At 61.6% G+C, this 16,692-nt stretch carries 18 protein-coding genes; 7 read left to right on the forward strand and 11 right to left on the reverse strand.

The features are described from left to right. Window positions 1-130 precede the first annotated feature (130 nt). Window positions 131-481 carry a cupin domain-containing protein gene (locus FHP25_RS32580; protein WP_178133957.1) on the reverse strand — a complete coding sequence of 117 codons (351 nt, stop codon included), beginning with the start codon at window positions 479-481 and terminating at the stop codon, window positions 131-133. Window positions 482-909: 428 nt separating this feature from the next. Between FHP25_RS32580 and FHP25_RS32585 the strand changes: the two genes are divergently transcribed. The 3 genes from FHP25_RS32585 to FHP25_RS32600 all read left to right on the forward strand — a co-directional run bounded on the left by FHP25_RS32585 (window position 910) and on the right by FHP25_RS32600 (window position 4,502). After that, window positions 910-1,212, forward strand: a complete 303-nt coding sequence (locus FHP25_RS32585; protein ID WP_147851175.1) for a hypothetical protein — start codon at window positions 910-912, stop codon at window positions 1,210-1,212. Between the two features lie 223 nt (window positions 1,213-1,435). After that, a complete protein-coding gene (locus FHP25_RS32590; RefSeq protein WP_147851176.1) occupies window positions 1,436-2,746 on the forward strand; it encodes an adenylate/guanylate cyclase domain-containing protein in 1,311 nt (436 codons plus the stop codon). Between the two features lie 1,555 nt (window positions 2,747-4,301). Then, entirely contained in the window at window positions 4,302-4,502 is a 201-nt protein-coding gene (locus FHP25_RS32600) for a hypothetical protein (protein WP_147851178.1), read from the forward strand. A gap of 232 nt (window positions 4,503-4,734) precedes the next feature. On the opposite strand, the gene FHP25_RS32605 is transcribed toward FHP25_RS32600, so the two are convergent. After that, window positions 4,735-4,986 carry a hypothetical protein gene (locus tag FHP25_RS32605; RefSeq protein ID WP_147851179.1) on the reverse strand — a complete coding sequence of 84 codons (252 nt, stop codon included), beginning with the start codon at window positions 4,984-4,986 and terminating at the stop codon, window positions 4,735-4,737. Window positions 4,987-5,283: 297 nt separating this feature from the next. Here FHP25_RS32605 and FHP25_RS32610 point away from each other — a divergent pair, with 297 nt between their 5' ends. Next, window positions 5,284-5,673, forward strand: a complete 390-nt coding sequence (locus FHP25_RS32610; protein WP_147851180.1) for a helix-turn-helix domain-containing protein — start codon at window positions 5,284-5,286, stop codon at window positions 5,671-5,673. A 259-nt stretch (window positions 5,674-5,932) separates the two neighbouring features. Here the strand turns inward: FHP25_RS32610 and FHP25_RS32615 are convergent, their stop codons facing one another. Further along, a complete protein-coding gene (locus FHP25_RS32615; RefSeq protein ID WP_147851181.1) occupies window positions 5,933-6,172 on the reverse strand; it encodes a hypothetical protein in 240 nt (79 codons plus the stop codon). A gap of 383 nt (window positions 6,173-6,555) precedes the next feature. On the opposite strand from FHP25_RS32615, the gene FHP25_RS32620 reads away from it, so the two are divergent. Continuing rightward, complete coding sequence (locus tag FHP25_RS32620; protein WP_147851182.1) at window positions 6,556-9,417, forward strand: UvrD-helicase domain-containing protein; 2,862 nt, start codon at window positions 6,556-6,558, stop codon at window positions 9,415-9,417. 122 nt (window positions 9,418-9,539) lie between these two features. Here the strand turns inward: FHP25_RS32620 and FHP25_RS32625 are convergent, their stop codons facing one another. The 8 genes from FHP25_RS32625 to FHP25_RS32660 all read right to left on the reverse strand — a co-directional run bounded on the left by FHP25_RS32625 (window position 9,540) and on the right by FHP25_RS32660 (window position 14,809). Further along, on the reverse strand, window positions 9,540-10,025 hold the full coding sequence (locus FHP25_RS32625) for a SprT-like domain-containing protein (protein ID WP_147851183.1): 486 nt from the start codon (window positions 10,023-10,025) through the stop codon (window positions 9,540-9,542). Between the two features lie 321 nt (window positions 10,026-10,346). After that, on the reverse strand, window positions 10,347-10,556 hold the full coding sequence (locus tag FHP25_RS32630; protein ID WP_147851184.1) for a hypothetical protein: 210 nt from the start codon (window positions 10,554-10,556) through the stop codon (window positions 10,347-10,349). 23 nt (window positions 10,557-10,579) lie between these two features. Further along, window positions 10,580-12,193, reverse strand: a complete 1,614-nt coding sequence (gene rmuC, locus FHP25_RS32635; RefSeq protein WP_147851185.1) for a DNA recombination protein RmuC — start codon at window positions 12,191-12,193, stop codon at window positions 10,580-10,582. Between the two features lie 14 nt (window positions 12,194-12,207). Beyond that, complete coding sequence (locus FHP25_RS32640) at window positions 12,208-12,804, reverse strand: hypothetical protein (protein ID WP_147851186.1); 597 nt, start codon at window positions 12,802-12,804, stop codon at window positions 12,208-12,210. Beyond that, window positions 12,801-13,304: a hypothetical protein gene (locus FHP25_RS32645; RefSeq protein WP_147851187.1), complete on the reverse strand. Its 504-nt coding sequence runs from the start codon at window positions 13,302-13,304 to the stop codon at window positions 12,801-12,803. The genes FHP25_RS32640 and FHP25_RS32645 overlap by 4 nt, the downstream gene beginning before the upstream one ends. A 69-nt stretch (window positions 13,305-13,373) precedes the next feature. Further along, on the reverse strand, window positions 13,374-14,030 hold the full coding sequence (locus tag FHP25_RS41060) for a hypothetical protein (RefSeq protein ID WP_178133958.1): 657 nt from the start codon (window positions 14,028-14,030) through the stop codon (window positions 13,374-13,376). 175 nt (window positions 14,031-14,205) lie between these two features. After that, window positions 14,206-14,421, reverse strand: coding sequence for a hypothetical protein (locus FHP25_RS32655; RefSeq protein WP_147851188.1), 216 nt, complete (start codon window positions 14,419-14,421; stop codon window positions 14,206-14,208). 118 nt (window positions 14,422-14,539) lie between these two features. Further along, window positions 14,540-14,809 (reverse strand): hypothetical protein, encoded by a 270-nt coding sequence (locus FHP25_RS32660; protein ID WP_147851189.1) that lies wholly within the window; start codon window positions 14,807-14,809, stop codon window positions 14,540-14,542. A 126-nt stretch (window positions 14,810-14,935) separates the two neighbouring features. On the opposite strand from FHP25_RS32660, the gene FHP25_RS32665 reads away from it, so the two are divergent. After that, window positions 14,936-15,931 (forward strand): helix-turn-helix transcriptional regulator, encoded by a 996-nt coding sequence (locus FHP25_RS32665; protein ID WP_147851190.1) that lies wholly within the window; start codon window positions 14,936-14,938, stop codon window positions 15,929-15,931. A 173-nt stretch (window positions 15,932-16,104) separates the two neighbouring features. After that, window positions 16,105-16,563 carry a hypothetical protein gene (locus FHP25_RS32670; RefSeq protein WP_147851191.1) on the forward strand — a complete coding sequence of 153 codons (459 nt, stop codon included), beginning with the start codon at window positions 16,105-16,107 and terminating at the stop codon, window positions 16,561-16,563. Window positions 16,564-16,692 lie beyond the last annotated feature (129 nt).

The raw sequence follows: 16,692 nt of genomic DNA on the forward strand, positions 1-16,692 counted from the left end.
TGTTCCAACTCGTCCGTGCCCGCGCCCGCGGCTATCGCAACGTCGATACCTTCATCGCCATGATCTATCTCGTTGGCGCTCCACTACCCAAACTCGTCAATTCCATTTGAAACGTCGAAGAGCCTCCCAATCACGTCTTCACGGTACGCCCCATCAAACGCCCGGCGCTTCTGCGAAGCCAGTTCCTCGCCCGCAGCAAGGTGAAGATCGAGGGCGGTAACGGCTCGCTGCAGAAGGCAACCTTGCGCACGTAGCTTGGGATCCGCCAGTGCGCCTTGGTTCCGACCAGGAAGCGGATCACATGGCCTGGCTTGAGATCCCACACCACGCCGTCGCGGTCAGTCACGATCGCGCCGCCTTCAAGAATTTGGACGGTCTCGTTGATCTCGTAGTGCCAATGGAACGACCCGGCCGTGCATTCCCAGAGATCAGTCCAGGCGCTGCCGTCGGCACTGACCGACAGCGAGGCGATGCGCGCCACTGGGTTGCCTTCGATGATCCACGCTGGGTTAATTGGAGCTGGCCGCAACGTCGCCGCGGTCAAAGCCGCCTGGACAACCGGAGGATGGGGCATATAGGCCGTACCCTTGGAGTCATGACCTTGGTAAGGCCCAGGATGGGGTCGAATGTCGGAACCCGTCACCATTCACCAAGTCGTCGACAGAGAACGTGAAGTTGCCTACCAGTGCTGCGATGTTCGTCGGGCTGTGCCCCCCGCCCGAACAGAGCCGATCGGCCATCGTGGTCGGCGTCGAGCGCCCATTGGGCTGCTGTTCCACTCGGAATCCTACATATTGGTTATGAACGATGTCCATGACGCCAAAGTGCTACCCAATGTGAGCCACGATGGCGTCGCCGGGCCATAGACATCGGCGGGGATGAGGCTGCGCGCCTTCCCGCGAGATACCAGTGCCGCTGATGTGGATTCCCAACATCGCCGACGCGATCGACGTCGACGCGAAGTTTCTGATGAGCCAGGCTCTGGGCGAGCAGTGGCTGGCGACGTTGACTGCGATCGCAGGGTCCATGCTGTGGGAGGAAGGTGCCATCCAGCGGGAGCTGGTCAGCTTCTTCACGGAGCTGGGCCGGGGCGAGTGTCCGTCCATGAGCGAGGATCCGGCGTTGGCGGAGAGGCTTGAGAAGGCGTTTCGGGATCCCGACGACGATCGCCAGGGCGGTGTCGGTGGTGACCAGGGAGGGCCGGTCCACTGAGCCGTTGATGGACCCACGTCCGGCAGCCCGCAGTTAGGGCGCGTACTCATAAATCTGGGATTGTCCGTTTTCGGGGGTAAAGCGGACATCTGGCGACGATCCCGGCAGGTCGCCTTTTGACCCTAAGCCGACATTTCCCACGACGGCATGGCCGCGGCCGCCTTTGCTCACAGCGGTCTCCGGGCCTGTAGCTCAAGCCTGAGTGATACGCTAGGCTCGAGCCATGATTGTCGAGACGCGCTATGTCACTAGTGGCGAAGTGTTCGTCGCCTATCAGATTTCTGGGCAGACCGGTCCCGATCTCCTGGTGGCACCTGGGTTCGTTTCGCATCTCGAGCAGATGTGGGAGAATCCCAACGCCGCGCGTTTGTTCCACGCCCTCGGCGGATTCTCGCGGCTCATCCGCTTTGACAAGCGCGGCACGGGCTTGAGCGACCGCGGTGTCGGCATCCCGCACCTAGACGAGCGCATCGACGACATTCGCGCCGTGCTTGACGCGGCGAAGTCTGAGCGCACCTTCCTGTTCGGAATCTCGGAGGGCGGTCCGATGGCGATGTTGTTTGCCGCGACCTATCCCGAGCGCGTGGCGGGCCTCATTCTTTTCGGTAGCTACGCGCGCGCGATCGGCTCCTCCGTTCCTCAGGACGACCTTGCCGCGGCAGAACGCGAGGTCCGCGAGAACTGGGGCACCGGCAGGAGTCTGTCGGGCTTCGCGCCGTCCGCGGCCGGCAATCCCGCTGCGGTGGCCAACTTCGCAAAGTTCGAGCGCCTGAGCGCCAGCCCTTCGGACGTGATCAATCTCCTGCGCATGAACAGCGAGATCGACGTGCGCGCGATCCTGCCCACGATCCGCGTGCCAACGCTGGTCATCCATCGCCGTGACGACGTCCGCGTGCGCTCGCAGGCCGGGCGAGAGCTCGCCGAAACCATTCCCGGCGCGCGCTATGTCGAGATGCCCGGGAACGATCACGTCCCCGGGGGAGCCGACCAGGACCGGATTGTCGAGGAAATTCGGCAGTTCATGGGCGCCTCGCCAGCCGTTGCCGAAGTCGATCGAGTACTGTCGACCGTGCTGTTCACCGACATAGTGGACTCGACCAAACGCACGGTGGCCGCGGGTGATCGCCAGTGGCGCTCGACCCTGGAAGCACATCATGCCGTCGTGCGCTCACAGCTCCAGCGCCACCGCGGCCGGGAGGTCAAGACCACGGGTGACGGCTTCCTCGCCCTATTCGACGGTCCGGCCCGCGCCGTGCGCTGCGCGCAGGAGATCGTTAAGGCCGTGCAGCCGCTCGGAATCGAGGTACGGGCCGGCGTTCACACCGGAGAGGTCGAGATGATGGGCGACGATGTCGGCGGCATTGCTGTCCATATTGCTGCGCGCGTGGCGCAAAAGGCCAACGCAAGCGAAGTGCTGGTTTCGAGCACAGTGAAGGACCTGGTCGCGGGCGCCGGGCTCAAGTTCGTCGAGCAGGGCCCGGCCGAGCTTAAGGGTCTTAGTGAGCCGATGCGCCTGTTCGGTGCCGTGGGATAGAACTTCTCGACTTCATGTCCGCTATTGGACCCATAGCGGACATGCCTTCGTCCAATGTCCGTTTTTGGGGGCAACGCGCCATAGCCTTGCCTGGATCGGTAGGACCTGTCTATGAGTACGCGCCCTAGAACGCTGTCGAACGTCTTTCCCTCTCACAGGAACCCGATAGGCATCACCTTCAGCCAGAGTGCGGAACCACGGTTGGCGCCCGGTCGCGAGACCGTTGTCCCCTTTCATGCGTCATCAGTCCATGTCCGACGATGATCTCGAGGCTCCCGGGTCTTCACCCTTGAGGCGATTGCGGCCTTCGAGAAGCCATTCTGCGACGTGTCGGGTACCGGTATGACAGGTGCGATTGGTAGCGATCTTCCTGACTCCTACCGTCGCCGCCGTCCTCAATCCCTCTAGCGGTAGTCCTTCGTCACTTTGGGTTTTCTCTTTTTCCTTTGACTTTCCAGAAACACAGCTACCAATCACTACCTATGACGACGGAGACGACGCCCACCCCTAGACAAACCAAGCCACCGTGCAGGCCCTCCGCGTTGTACAAGTCGGAAGTATCCGGATCGCGCCGGACGGTCGGCGGCCGGATCCACGTGAGCTCTCTAGCTTGGCGCGTCGGAAGTGTCCGGGTAGCGCCGGATTTCCCGGGAAACTAGCACCATCCTGCCCGTAGGAGCGCTGCCGTTCTAGGACTTCCAACATCCATCGGTACATGGCGCCCTGTCGACCCGTTCCCGGACGGGCGACCATAGGCATTCGCCCACCGTGTCCAACCGCGCCCTGGCGATCGAAGTTGAGGCTCCCCGCGCGGACACCCCAGGTATGGGTGTCGTCACGAATGACGAAGCGAGGGACGCACACCGTCTACCCATTACTTGGGATCAGGAAACGTACATGGCTCCGCTGACGACAGTCGTTTCGGGTTGTCAGGTTCGGCGGGTGGGCTTGCCCGCCGAACGTAACGTTCAGGTTCCCAACGTATAAGCTCTATACATTCTGTCCCTGATATCGGTGAGGCGAGCAGAAGAACCGTCCGACACAGGGGATGCGATACGCGCGGCACAGGGCATCGCGCGCATCCTCGGCGTCCCCAGGCGACCCGCCGGCAAGCTGATACCGCGACTGGGCAAGGCGACACGATTCCGGTCCGCTCTAAAAGAGCGCTGGTGCAGCATGTCTTTGATCGTCGATCTATTGTTTGCCCTTGAGCTCATCGCCGATCTCCAGCTTCGCATCGTCTGAGAGCTCACCCAAGGCCGGCATTCGGTGGATAGCACGCAGGCGCCATGGCCGGCGGAGGGTGGACTGGACCTCGGGATCTTTCGGAGTACCGCAGGTGGGTCATGCCACGATGCAGGAGCCGGCGGCGTTTGAGGGTGGAGAGTTGGTTGCGGCCTGACTGCGTCGTATTGGACTTCGGTCCAACTTCTTCACCGAGCCCGACCCACCCACCCTGGCGTTGGCACCAGGGCGTGTCGCTCCCGGTGCATACGGACGCGAATGAAGCGCCGACCAACGTTCGACCCGACGGGTCGCCCAGGGGAGTTCTCGAGTGGACGCGAAACCGGGAAGCGCGTTCCGACCGATCGTGATTGGCGCCGTTCTTGGCGGCGCGCTTGGCCTGCTCGACACTTTCCCCAGCACGCTTCAGGCGGCTGAGAAAGCGCTCGTCCGGGTTGCTGCGTTCGCGACCCTGGGCGTCGTCGGGGCTGTGGTGGTCCTATACATATTGCGTTCTGGAAAGGGCAGTTGAACGCGAGCACCATGGCCCGATCCATGGTAGATTTTCGCGTGCCCGCCCTTGGTCCCATAACCCGCCCACGGAACGGCGCCGGCGCCCATGAAACGCGTTCTCCTCCATGGGGACTGGCGTCACAGGCTCAGATCCTTGGGATGGATCCTGGGCGGGCGCTCCGGCCGATTTGACGCGAAGCTCACTGCGGGCTGGGCCCTTTGCGGCGTCAATCGCGCTCCGGCAGGGTCTGTCAATTCCCGACGGCGTCGGTCACGCACTTCTTGGTGAAACTCGTCTTCGCGGCACCAGCGAGCTTTTTGTCGGCGGCAGAAGCGTCACATGCCTTGCTGGCGTCGTCCTGACACTTCTTCATGAAGCTGTTCAGGGCCGCGCCGGCCAGCTTCTTGTCGGCTGCCTGGGCTTTGCAGGTGGCGGGCGCTTGGGCATTGGCCGAAGCCGCAAGAGCGCATGTGATGACCGTGGCAACGATAAACTTGATCATGGGCCGTCTCCCTCTGACGTAGACCTCTCAGGACAAGCATCTCGCCGACGTATGCCGGTACAGCATGCCTAAGACCGCCTTGAGCGTCGAGGGCGCTCTATTTCGCCTTGCTTGACCAGCACTTCGCCGCCCGACACCGACTCATCCCAGCGCTACATTCAGCTCATGAGATGAGCGTGTTGTGACAGGGAACACGGTGGGGAGCGGAACCGGGTTGAGCCATCCCTTCCTCGCATCCGCCGTACCGACCGCCCGCCACAGCCGTTCCCGATCACCACCACCAAGGAGTTCCTGACAGTGCCCGCGCGTAAGTTTCACGAAATTCTCGCCGACCTCATCGACCACAGCCCTCTCACTCAGCGCGAAATCGCGACCAAGCTTGGCTACGACAAGCAGAATATCGTTTCCATGTTCAAGACGGGCCAGGCGAAGGTTCCGATCAACAAGATCGGTCCCCTTGCCCGCATCCTGGAAGTCGATGCGGTGTGGCTGTTGCGTCGCTGCCTTCAGGAATATCACCCGGATCTGTGGGCCGTTCTGGAGGATACGCTTGGACCGCGGGTTACCGCGCACGAGGTGGAGATCCTGGCGGCGCTGCGGGAGGCGACGGACGACATGGACCCTCGCCTCAGCACGCCAAGTGCCAAGGCGAAGGTAAACGAGCTCACAACCGCGCTCACCACATGAGGCACAGTAAGAGCACTACGCCACAGACAACGTGACATCGCAGCCTGTTGGCGAAGATGAGCGCCATTCGCGCACCGTTCAGGGTGGTCGGCATCGGTGCTGGCCTGTCTCCGGCAGACCATTGCGCGACTGTTGGCCGGCCGACGATGGACTCAACCTCGTGATTGTTTGTGATCGAGGCGTTGCTAGACGATGCGCGCGACCCGCATAGGCTCAAGGACCCCGCAGATGAGCTCAGATCGTTCCCGGCGAACCATTCTCACCTCCTCTGCGTCGCACTGCTCTCTGTCACGCCCAGCCACAACGCCTTGGCCTGGGTGCAACGGGCCATGAGCTCGTCTGCGGCATCGCCGCCGAAAACTTCCAGATCTCCTACCGGCGCACGCCAGAGGCCGTCCCGGAGATCGCGGTCCTTGGCCGCGAACTCGACCGCTCCAGAGGCGCCGGCAAGACCCACGACGCAGAGCGTGACCCCGGCCACTGAATCGGCCTGAATCACGAGGGGCCGTCTTCGGCGCTCTGCCCTTGAGACGCTTGCTGAGCCGGCAGGGATATCACCTGTACATGCCCAGCGGACCTATCGTTCAGCGCGCTTCATAGTGGTCATGAACGATGTTCATAGTGTCGGTGCTACGATCATTTGGGCCAAGACCCACACGGCTGCGGCAAAATGCTCGCTGTCAAAGCAGACCGGATCAGCCATCAGCCCCTGCCTTCCGACCGGGGCGATGTCCTTGGAGAGGGCGGTTGTTCTGATTTGAACTCCTGTTCCGGCCTGTAACGCCCAGTTCGACTTCTCGGCAGGTTGCTCTTTTTTGCTTATCACTCGGAAAATCCACCAGCGTGACCACGGTCTTCGACCACTGAACATGGCCGCACAACATGAAGGTTAACCCGACCAAGCTAGCAGCCCTCCTGCTCCCCATCGTCCAACCCGCACGGGTGGGTACCGCTGCCTTGGAGCACGGCGTTGTCTCCTTCTCCCTCAAGGCCGGCGTTGTTGAGGTCACCTTACAGGAGATCGAGTCGGTGGAGGTCGACGCCGGACGGCTATGGTCTGGCGTGCGCATCCACACGGCATCAGGCACAACGGTCGTGTCTGGCCTGGCGAGCAGAGAGGCACAGGCATTCGCGGATGCGGTGGAAGGGGCTAGGGCCGGCTGGTGGCGCACGACGTTGCGTGATCGGGGCGAGGCGATCCGTGCGGCGCACGAAAAGATCGAACACATGGCCGATCCTCCTCGGTACCTGGCGCGCAGCATCTTCTCCGAGCTGGAGCGCCAAATCACCGCAGCCGTAGCGGATCTTCCAGCCCGCTGGCCTGATGCGCTCTCGTCGATGGACGAAATCAGGACGCTCAGCGCGATCCGGGTCTTCTTACGGGATCCGGAGAGCCGTCGTACTCAAGCAAACGCCGCGTTCGTGCAGGCGGAGCTGGTCAGGTCGAAGGAGTTTTTCGACATCGTCGAGACAAAGCCTCTTGCCCGGGAGCAACGGAATGCGGTCGTGATCGATGAGGATCGAAATCTTATCGTCGCGGCGGCTGGCAGCGGCAAGACGTCCGTCATCGTGGCTAAAGCGGGCTGGCTGCTTCAGAAGGGTTACCGGCGCCCGGGGGAACTGCTGTTGCTGGCGTTTGCCCGGGACGCTCGAACCGAGATGAAGGAAAGGCTCAAACGTCGCCTCGGTGAGGACATCAGCTCTGGCATACAGGTCAACACCTTCCATGAGCTTGGCTCGGCGATCATCGGCAAGGTAGAGGGCCCCAAGCCGACACTGGCCAAGGTGGCGGAGGATGAGAGAGCGTTATGCGACCTCCTGAAGAACATCATTGGCGAGCTGCTCGCCGACCCCACCTTCTCCCAGGTGATGGTCACTTGGTTTCAGAGCCACTTCGCGACTTATGAGAGCGCAATGGCCTTTGAGAATTGGGGCCAATACTGGGATTACATCCGGGCGAACGAGATCCGGTCGCTGAATGGCGAGCGGGTGAAGAGCTTCGAGGAATGCGAGATCGCGAATTTCCTCTACCTGAACGGCATTCCCTACAAATACGAGCAGCCCTACGAGTATCCCACAGCGACTCCAGATAAGAAGCAGTACCAGCCGGACTTCTATCTGCCGGAAGCGAGGATCTACATCGAGCATTTCGCCATCAACGCCTCTGGCGACACGCCACCGTTCATCAACCGCGAGGAGTACGTGCAGTCGATGGAGTGGAAGCGTCGGCTCCACACCGAGCGCGGCACCGTCATGATCGAGACCTTCAGCCACGAGAAGGCGGCGGGGAATCTCGCCGAGAGCCTAGCACCTAAACTGGCGGCCCATGGGGTCAAATTCTCACCCATCCCGTCGAGCGAGATCTTTGAGGTTTTGGAGAAGCAGGGCCGTGTTGATCCGTTTACTCGTCTGGTCGCGACCTTCCTTCACCATTTCAAGGGTGCCCAGCTTACCGACGCGACGGTGTCTGAGCGGGCGGCCGCCGTTCGCGACGGAGCCCGGGCACAGGCTTTCCTGACCCTGTTCAGGCGCATCTTTGAGCGCTATCAGGCCCATCTTGCTGACGAGCAGCAAATCGACTTCCACGACATGATCATCAAAGCGACGGAGCATGTGGAGCGCGGGCGCTATCAGAGCCCGTTCGGCTACATCCTCGTCGACGAGTTCCAGGACATCTCCCGCGGACGGGCTCGCCTGTTGAAGGCGTTGCTGGATCAGTCGGAGGGCTCTCAGCTCTTTGCAGTGGGTGATGACTGGCAGGCGATCTACCGATTCGCCGGCTCAGATATCGCGATCATGCGCGGATTTCAGGAGATGTTCGGCGCGAGTGAGCGGGCCGATCTCGGCACGACGTTCCGGTGCTCCGACCGGATCGCAGCCGTCGCGACCGAGTTCGTCCTGCAGAACCCCGCACAGATCCGTAAGGAAGTATCCGCGGTGGTGCAGGCTGACAGACCGTGCGTACATGTTGGCCTGCCGAGCGACGAGTGCCCTGACCTGCTACGGGGCGCGCTTCGTCGGGTGGCGACCGATGCCGCCCGGAGAGCCGGCGACGCGGACGTACTTTTGCTCGGCCGTTACCGGCATTCCTGCCCGAAGAACCTCGCGGACTTGAAACAGGAGCATCCGAATCTGAGAATTTCTTTCATGACTGTACACGGTTCAAAGGGTCTCGAGGCCGACTATGTCGTCGTCCTTGGGCTCATTTCCGGCCGGTATGGCTTCCCCGCCGAGAGGACAGACGATCCCATTCTCGACCTTGTCCTGGCGACCCCCGAGGCCCATCCGAACGCTGAGGAGCGCCGTTTGCTATACGTGGCCCTCACTCGCGCCAAATGCCACGTCTACCTGCTCGCCGATGGTGGACCTCCGTCGCAGTTCGTGACGGAGTTGGTCGGCAATGGCTACGACGTCACAACGTTCGGACGGGCTCTTCAGAAGGAAGTACCTTGTCCGAAATGCGTCAAGGGGCAGTTGCTGCCTAAGTTGGGCGGTAAGGGGGGCATGTTTTACGGCTGCTCTAACTTTCCTTTTTGCGACCACACGCAGCCGGCCTGCCATCACTGTGGCGCCGGCACGCCTGTCAAGGTTGCTGAGGGCTGGGCCTGCGGAGCCTGCGACGAGGAGATCGAAGGATGCCTCCAGTGCGGGGGGTGGCTGCACCCGAAGAAGGGTAAATTCGGCCCCTTCCTCGGTTGCGTGAACTTTCCGATCTGCACTCACACCAAGAATCTCCTCACGTAGCTCCAATCCGGACGAGGCGGTAAACCGGCTTCCGACGGGGTACCGAGCACGAATTCGCGTACGCTTACTTTTCCCGGCGATCCCCTTTGGAAGGTCTCATCGGCTTCATCGCCTGTTCGGCATCATACCGACCACTTCGCCGACGCTCGCAATCCGCCTTCCTTTCGCAGCAATTCCGCTTGCAGCTCTTCCCCATGGGAGATGCGGCAACCCAAGTATGGTCGCAAGCCCTCATCCGGATGATCTGGCCAGCACCAGAGATCTTCCGCGCGACACTCGGGTACGCCTAGCTTGGAGCCTACTCGATTTGCAACCAAACGGAACTTCTCCCCATGGGCCACGCCATCCCCGCCGCCGACTTGGTATACCCAGGCGTGGCACATCTCATGAAGAATGATGTGGCAGGCGAGCTCGGATACGAGTGGCCCACTCAGGAAGTTGCTCAGGAACCCGCGGTAGAGAACAATTTCCTTCGTCGAAACCCTGTAGAAAGCCAGCGTCCCTTCTCGCATGTTCTCAAATGCAAACCTCGGTGAACCGGGTAGCTCGCCGTTGAAAAATAGCGCATTCCAGTGGTGCCAAGCCGAGTGCAGTGCTTTGATGTCCATTCGCCCCCTATCAAACAGCTAGGTCTTTGGTTTGCAGTCCATTCCCTTCGCCGCCACTAGTTCCGGCTCGCTCGCCCCCCTTCTTCTTCGCTCGAAGCCCAGCAGCATAGCTGCCTCCGCCTCGGGCAGCGTCTCCACGCTCCGCAGCGTACGACTCACGGCCCGCGTGCGCACGCCCAACGCCTCTACAGAATTCGCGGCCGTGCCAAGCTTTTCGGTCCCCTCGCCGCGACTGTCGGCTCTTCGACGCCGGTACGCCGCGCCAGCCGCAGGCCGGTATCGCGACGCCGCTCCCGACTTGCTTTCGACATTCGCAGTCCATCACAACCGCCGGTCAAGTTCGGCGGTGCTTTCTGGATCGGTCTTGTCGAGGGCGTCTCTGATCAGGCGCAGACGCGCCAACTGGCGGTGCTGATCTGCAAGCGTCACTTCCTGATGCTCGATCAACCGCTCCACATCCGTGATCTCACGTGCTAACCATTCGCGCGTGCTGATGTTGGCTTCTTTCGGGCCGCCTTTGCGCCAGTCCATGATTTTACACTCCTGCCGTTCGTCTACTGCGCTGCCACCAGTTCCCCTTCGGGCGTCGGCTCACCGTCCTGCGCAAGCCCGAGCAGCATTGATGCCTCGGCCTCCGGCAGCGTCTCCACGCTCCGCAACTTACGCCCCATTGCCCTTGTCCGTCTGCCAAGCGCATCGACCGAGTTCGCCGCGGTGGTGAGCTGTTTGCCAATACGGTCCACAACCTCGTTATATTTCCCAAACTCAGTCCGTACGGCGCCCAGCACCTGCCAGACCTCGCTGGACCGCTTCTCGATCGCGACCGACCGGAACCCCATCTGGAGGGCGTTCAGCAGGGCGGTCAGCGTCGTCGGACCCGCCAGCGTGACATGGTGATCACGTTGGAGCTGCTCGAACAAACCAGGGCGACGCAGAACCTCGGCGTACAGCCCCTCGGTCGGCAGGAACAGGACCGCGAAGTCGGTGGTCCGGGGCGGGTGAACGTACTTCTCCCTGATCGTCTTGGCGAACAAGCGGATGCGGGCCTCGAGCGCCTGTCCTGCTGCGGCGGCACCATCCAGGTCGCCCTGTTCAACGGCTGCCAGCAGGCGCTGGTAATCTTCTTGCGGAAACTTCGCATCAATTGGCAGCAGCACCTCGTTCTTGTCGTCCCGGCCCGGCAGCTTCACGGCAAACTCCACGCGCTCCTGGGTGTCGTCCCGGACCGCGGCGTTGCGGATCATCTGCTCGGGCGACAGGAACTGTTCGAGAAGCATCGCGAGTTGGATCTCCCCGAGCGCACCCCGCACGGTGACGTTGGACAGCACCTTCTTGAGGTCACCGACCCCGGTGGCAAGGGTCCGCATCTCGCCGATCCCGTGGTGGACACGCTCGAGCTGCTCGACCACGCGGTTGAATGACTCGCCTAACCGGGCGTCCAGCGTGCTCTGAAGCTTCTCGTCGACGGTCCTGCGCATCTCCTCAAGCTTGTCCGCGTTCTCTGTGCGGATCTTGTCGAGACGGCCTTCGACCGCGGTGCGGATCTCGCCGAGCTTCTGATCCTGCTGCTCCACGAGGCGCGCCAGTTCAGCGGCGACCTTGTCTAGCCGCTCCTTCTGGTGCTCGCTGATCTGGTTGAGCGTCGTGCTGGTGACCTTGCCCAGGTCACCTACACCCTTGAGGACTTGATCGCGAAGGTCCTTGCCTGCATCTGTCTGAGCCTGGGCGGACTTCTCGAGGCGTTCGTCGATCGCGCCGCGCAGTCTGTCGCGGCCGGTGGTCGCGTCTTCCACCATCCTGGCGAGTTCAGCGTCGAGTTTGGCAGCAATTCCCTTCGTCTCCGCTTCGATCTTCTCGACGGCCACCTTCACCCGCTCGCCGATGCCTACCGCCTGCGCCTCGAGGGACGTTCCCAGGGCACCGAACCCCTTCAGCGTCGTCTCCTGGAAGCCGCGAAGGTTGTCCCCCAGTTCAGTGCGCAGGTTCCTCGACTGGCCGTCAACCGCATCTCGTAGGCGGTCGTGTTCTGCCCGCAGCAGGGTCGCTGCCTCCTGCGGCGTCAACGAGACAGCCGTCTGGAGTCGGCGCAGGCGCAGATAGGCCAGGACGCCGAACAGGGCTGCGAGTGCGCCCAGAACCAGCGCGGTGAAGAGCATGATTTCGATCATGTAGTATCCCAGATCTACGCACCAGACCGGAAGTCAGCCGGCTCAATTGCCTTGATGAAGACTGCACCAATCTCGCTCTGCCGGAGCTCAACATATCCGGATCTTGTCTCTTCAGCTCCCCAGCGCGGTTGCCACTTCTCGCGGAAGGACCAAATCTCCGAGCCGGGAGCCGCGTCGCTCTTGAATTTCTCCCAGTGCGCATTCAAGTGGCCGAATGGAGAGCGTGGCGTTGCGCCCAAGGGGTCGTCGATCACCTCAAGGCGTTCGATTTCGTCCAGGGTGAAACTACAGCCAAGTGAGGACGGAGAGACGGCAAATTCCTTGCGACGCAATTCAACCGGAATGGCGGATGCTTTCGATTTTCTCGAGAACTTCATTCCAAGCATCACGGCGCAAGCAATCGGCCAGGCGAGAACAATGAACAGGCCGGTCAATACAGGTACGAGAACTTTTTCCAGAAGGAGGTACTTGAAGGTTATTCGCTCTGGATGAAGGGCATCGACCAGGTGGGTGAAGCTAGCGGGCTCTCTTCGCACCTGCCACATATGTGCCCCCAGGACGGAGATCAGGGTCAGCACGCCAACGCACAGGTAGGCATAAGCATAAATCATTGTCTTTTCGCCCCGTTTGCATTCCTCCGGGAAAACATCGTGGCGCCGCCAATATGATAGCCGCCGTCATCAGCACCATCCTCGGCCTCGCCATTCTCCCGGACGTTGATGCTCTGGATGATGCCGCGATCGACATGGAACACGACATCCTGTTCATACTGGCTCGCGTAGGCCGTATGAACGTATTTCAGGAGTTTCCCGCGTGGTGCTCGTATCCGACCACTGAACCAGTGCGCAAAGGCGCGATCCTGGAAACCCGGGAAGAACGTCTCGATTGATCCATCTTCACCATTTTTCAGCGTCCCCCGAAGCCCAACCAGGTAAAGTCGGCTGTCCTTGATCTCCCATGTCCCAATATAGCCGCGCCAATTGGCAGAACTCATCGCCTCGAAGGGTGATTCATCTTGGCCGACGAGCTTGAACCACACTTCAAGCGGTTCGACACACATCGCAAGGCTCTCCCCATTGTAGAGAAGCGTTTCAGGGACCTGCGCGGTCATAGCTTCTGCTCCTTCGACTATCTGCCCGGCTCGTCTATCCCGATACAGATACCGGGGGCTGCTCTGGCTTCACTTCCTGATGCGGTACGTCACGCCATCGAGGTCTTGATCGTCGAACGAACACCCATGGTGTTGCGCGAGCAGCGTCCCATCGTCGGCGAGCAGATCCTTCCGCCATTCCATCTCGCCGTGTAGCTCTGAAACAGTATAGTGGATGCCACGCTGACAGAGACCGGCAACGAAGGCTTCGTACTCTTCCGCCGAGACTACCGTCAGCGCCGCCTTCATACCCTCGTACTTCCTTTGCTTCTTGCGCTCTTCTTCTCGCTCGAAAGCACGCTTACGACGGTCAGCCTCTTCGGCGTCCTGCCAGTCATACATCGCGGACCACACGTTCCCATAGGCGGCACGGCGGCCTTTGTCGGTCTTCCTCACGCTGTCCTTGAAGTTGCCGTAGTCGATGTCCTCGAGCCGCCCGGCGATGATTTCCACCACCACCGTGCGCGGGATTTCCACCCGGAAACGGTAGTCGCTGTCGGGCGTGACCTTGGCTTGGTAACCGGGGAAAACACGTTCGATGTCGCCTTTCGCGCGCGCCCGTACCAGCAGGTTATCGGCGTGGAGGCGCGGCTTGATCTGCAGCTTGCTCCCCATTGGCGCGTCGTCCTGCTTCGCTGCTCCAGCGTCGATGATCGAAAAGAATGCGTCGTTCAGAAAAATCCACATGGTCCGGTTTCTTCTAGATACAGTAAGGGTAACGGAGTGGCGGCGAGGGCGGAGCCTCCGGCGGCAGCTCACTTAGCCAGCGTAGTGTGAGATTGTCCGTGATGATATTCTCCGTCCCGGCCCCTGCCTTGCTGACAAAGGGGTGGGTGGGCGGATGGCCTCCGTGCCCCCAAGTTTAGGATTTCTCCGGTGTGGGCTGGCGATGGCGCTCGTTCCAACTTTTCTCGACTTTCAGTCGTTCTTCAGCCGTCGCCTTCCTGCCCGTCAGGCGCTCGTAGCGCGCCATCAGACTGTCGACGGTCATCAAGTTGCCGGCTAGCAGGGCCAGTTCCGGCTTGCCGTCGCCCTTTGAACTTTCTGCCATCCCTGCGTTCTTTCCTGTCAGCGGCATCCAGGGGCCGCATCGAGGACGACGCGAGCTGTCGCCCCAGCAAGTAGTGGCACCCCGCCCACGAATACACCGTGGAACCGCTCATACTGCGCATGAACGTCGGTCATACCGGGCTCGCTCAGAACTTCAGGCGCTTAAGCCGCTGGGCACCGGTGATGATCGCACCGTCGTCTGAGACGACGAGATAGGCATCCAGGCGGTCGGCGATGCGGGCGAACATCCGCTCTCCAAGCTCGCGCCGAGCGTGAAGCCGGGCTTTTTTGTTCATGAAGATCACCTCGGCGCCGAGGTGCCGTCCCTGCCGGCCGTAGTCCAGCAGGACGTCAACGACTTCCTGCTGGATCCCGCGCTGGCGGCAGCGCGCGGCCCCATGTGCTGTGTATTTCATGACGCCCCCTCAAACCCATCCGGGACACGGGATACCGCAGGCTAGTGACAAAACCTGTCACCCTTGGCACAACGGTGCTGGGGGTGGACGCCAGCGAGCTTGCTGGGCGCCCAGAGGTTCGTTCTCATGTCCTTCTCGAAGGCCGAGCAGCTTCTCGATGCAGCGACCATGGCGTCGGGCCGACTGCAAGGCATCACCATCGACGATGTCATGTCCCGGTTCAGGGTCGCTCGGCGCACGGCCCAGCGGTTGCTGCACACGCTTGAGGCACACTTCCCCGACGTAGAGACACATCTCGACGACGAGGGCCGGAAGCGCTGGCGGTTGCCGCCAGCTCATCTACGGGATCTGCTGACTCTGTCCCCGGAGGAACTGGCGGCTCTGGACCTGGCGGTCACCGCCTTGAAGCGCTCGGGAGCCAGGGTGGAAGCCCGCCACCTGACCACGCTGCGGGAGAAGATCCTGGCGCTGGTCCCTCGTTCCCGGGTCGCCCGGCTGGAAACCGATCACGAGGCCCTGCTGCAGGCGCAGGGACTTGCCGCCCGACCTGGTCCGCGGCCCCGCACAGATCCCAAGATTGCCGGCGTTGTCGCAGAAGCGATCAAAGCCTGCTGCCTCCTCGATATACAGTACCGTTCACGCGGCGAAGCGAAGGGGCGCCGGCGACGGATTGCACCCTATGGCGTCCTCTCGGGCCTGCGGCGATACGTGGTCGGCAAGCCGGCCGACGCTTTGGACGGGCCGGTCCGGCTCTTCCGTTTCGAGGCGATCACGTCCGCATCGCTCACCAAGACAGCGTTCGTGCGACCGTCGGACTTCAGCCTTCAGGATTTCGCGGACCGCGCCTTCGGCACTTTCCAGAATGAAGAGGAATACGGCCAGGTCGTCTGGCGCTTCTCCCCTGCCGCGGCTGACCAAGCCCGCGAATTTGAGTTCCACCCGCAGCAGACAATGGAGATTGAGGCGGACGGCTCCCTGGTCGTTCGGTTCAAAGCTGCGGGCCATTTGGAGATGGTGTGGCACCTCTACTGCTGGGGCGACAAGGTGGAGGTGATCGCGCCCGAGCGGCTGAGGAAGTTGTGCGAGGCGCATCGGCGTGGGGATTTTCCGGCGATGCCGTAGTTCCTTTGCGGGCTGGATCTTCGCCCGACCGGCGACACCGGACAGTTCGGTGCCGCCACAAATTCCTGAATTCATCGCCCCCCGGATGCTCCCGGCCAGGAACTCGCGGTACAGCACCCGAATACAGACGCCCGCCGGTTTGCTATCCTCCGGATACTCGGGGGAGGTAAACCATGCCTAAAAATCGCGCGACCAATGGTCAAACGGCGGGGCGATCGGCCAACGTTGGTGTCCGTGTGCCGCCGATAGTCGGCCAAGTGTATAAGTACATCGTAGGTGCCGCTGGTGGATTTATCCTATCTGTGCTTGCTGCCATCGGCGCGTACGCCTCTGGATTTCTGGACTCGTATGTTCGGGAGATCGTCTTTCGCAGCATAGAGGTCGGCCCTGGAACCGTGGACCGACAGAGGTTTGTTCCAACCGCTGAGGACACCAACTATCACTTCACCGCGAGTTGCGGTGCTAAGGAAAAGATCACCGGAGGGTTCTGCCGGCTTACTTCAGGGTCCGGGGTGCTCCAGAACACCGGGATCAACAACAACCACTTCATTTGTACCTACAGACCAGTTGCGGGCGAACGTCCGCCTGATGGTTTAGCGACGGCAACATGCCTCACCCCGGCCAAGAAGTGACCCAGAGCCACGTGGTGTCCGCCCGGCTCGGAACTACGGCATACCACCCGGATACTGACACGAACCACCGGCAAAGGCCGAACCCGCATCCGGATATTTCCCTCACCGCGCCGATACACCGACCCAAGC

This window comes from Vineibacter terrae, from assembly GCF_008039615.1.
Taxonomy (GTDB): Bacteria; Pseudomonadota; Alphaproteobacteria; order Reyranellales; family Reyranellaceae; genus Vineibacter; species Vineibacter terrae.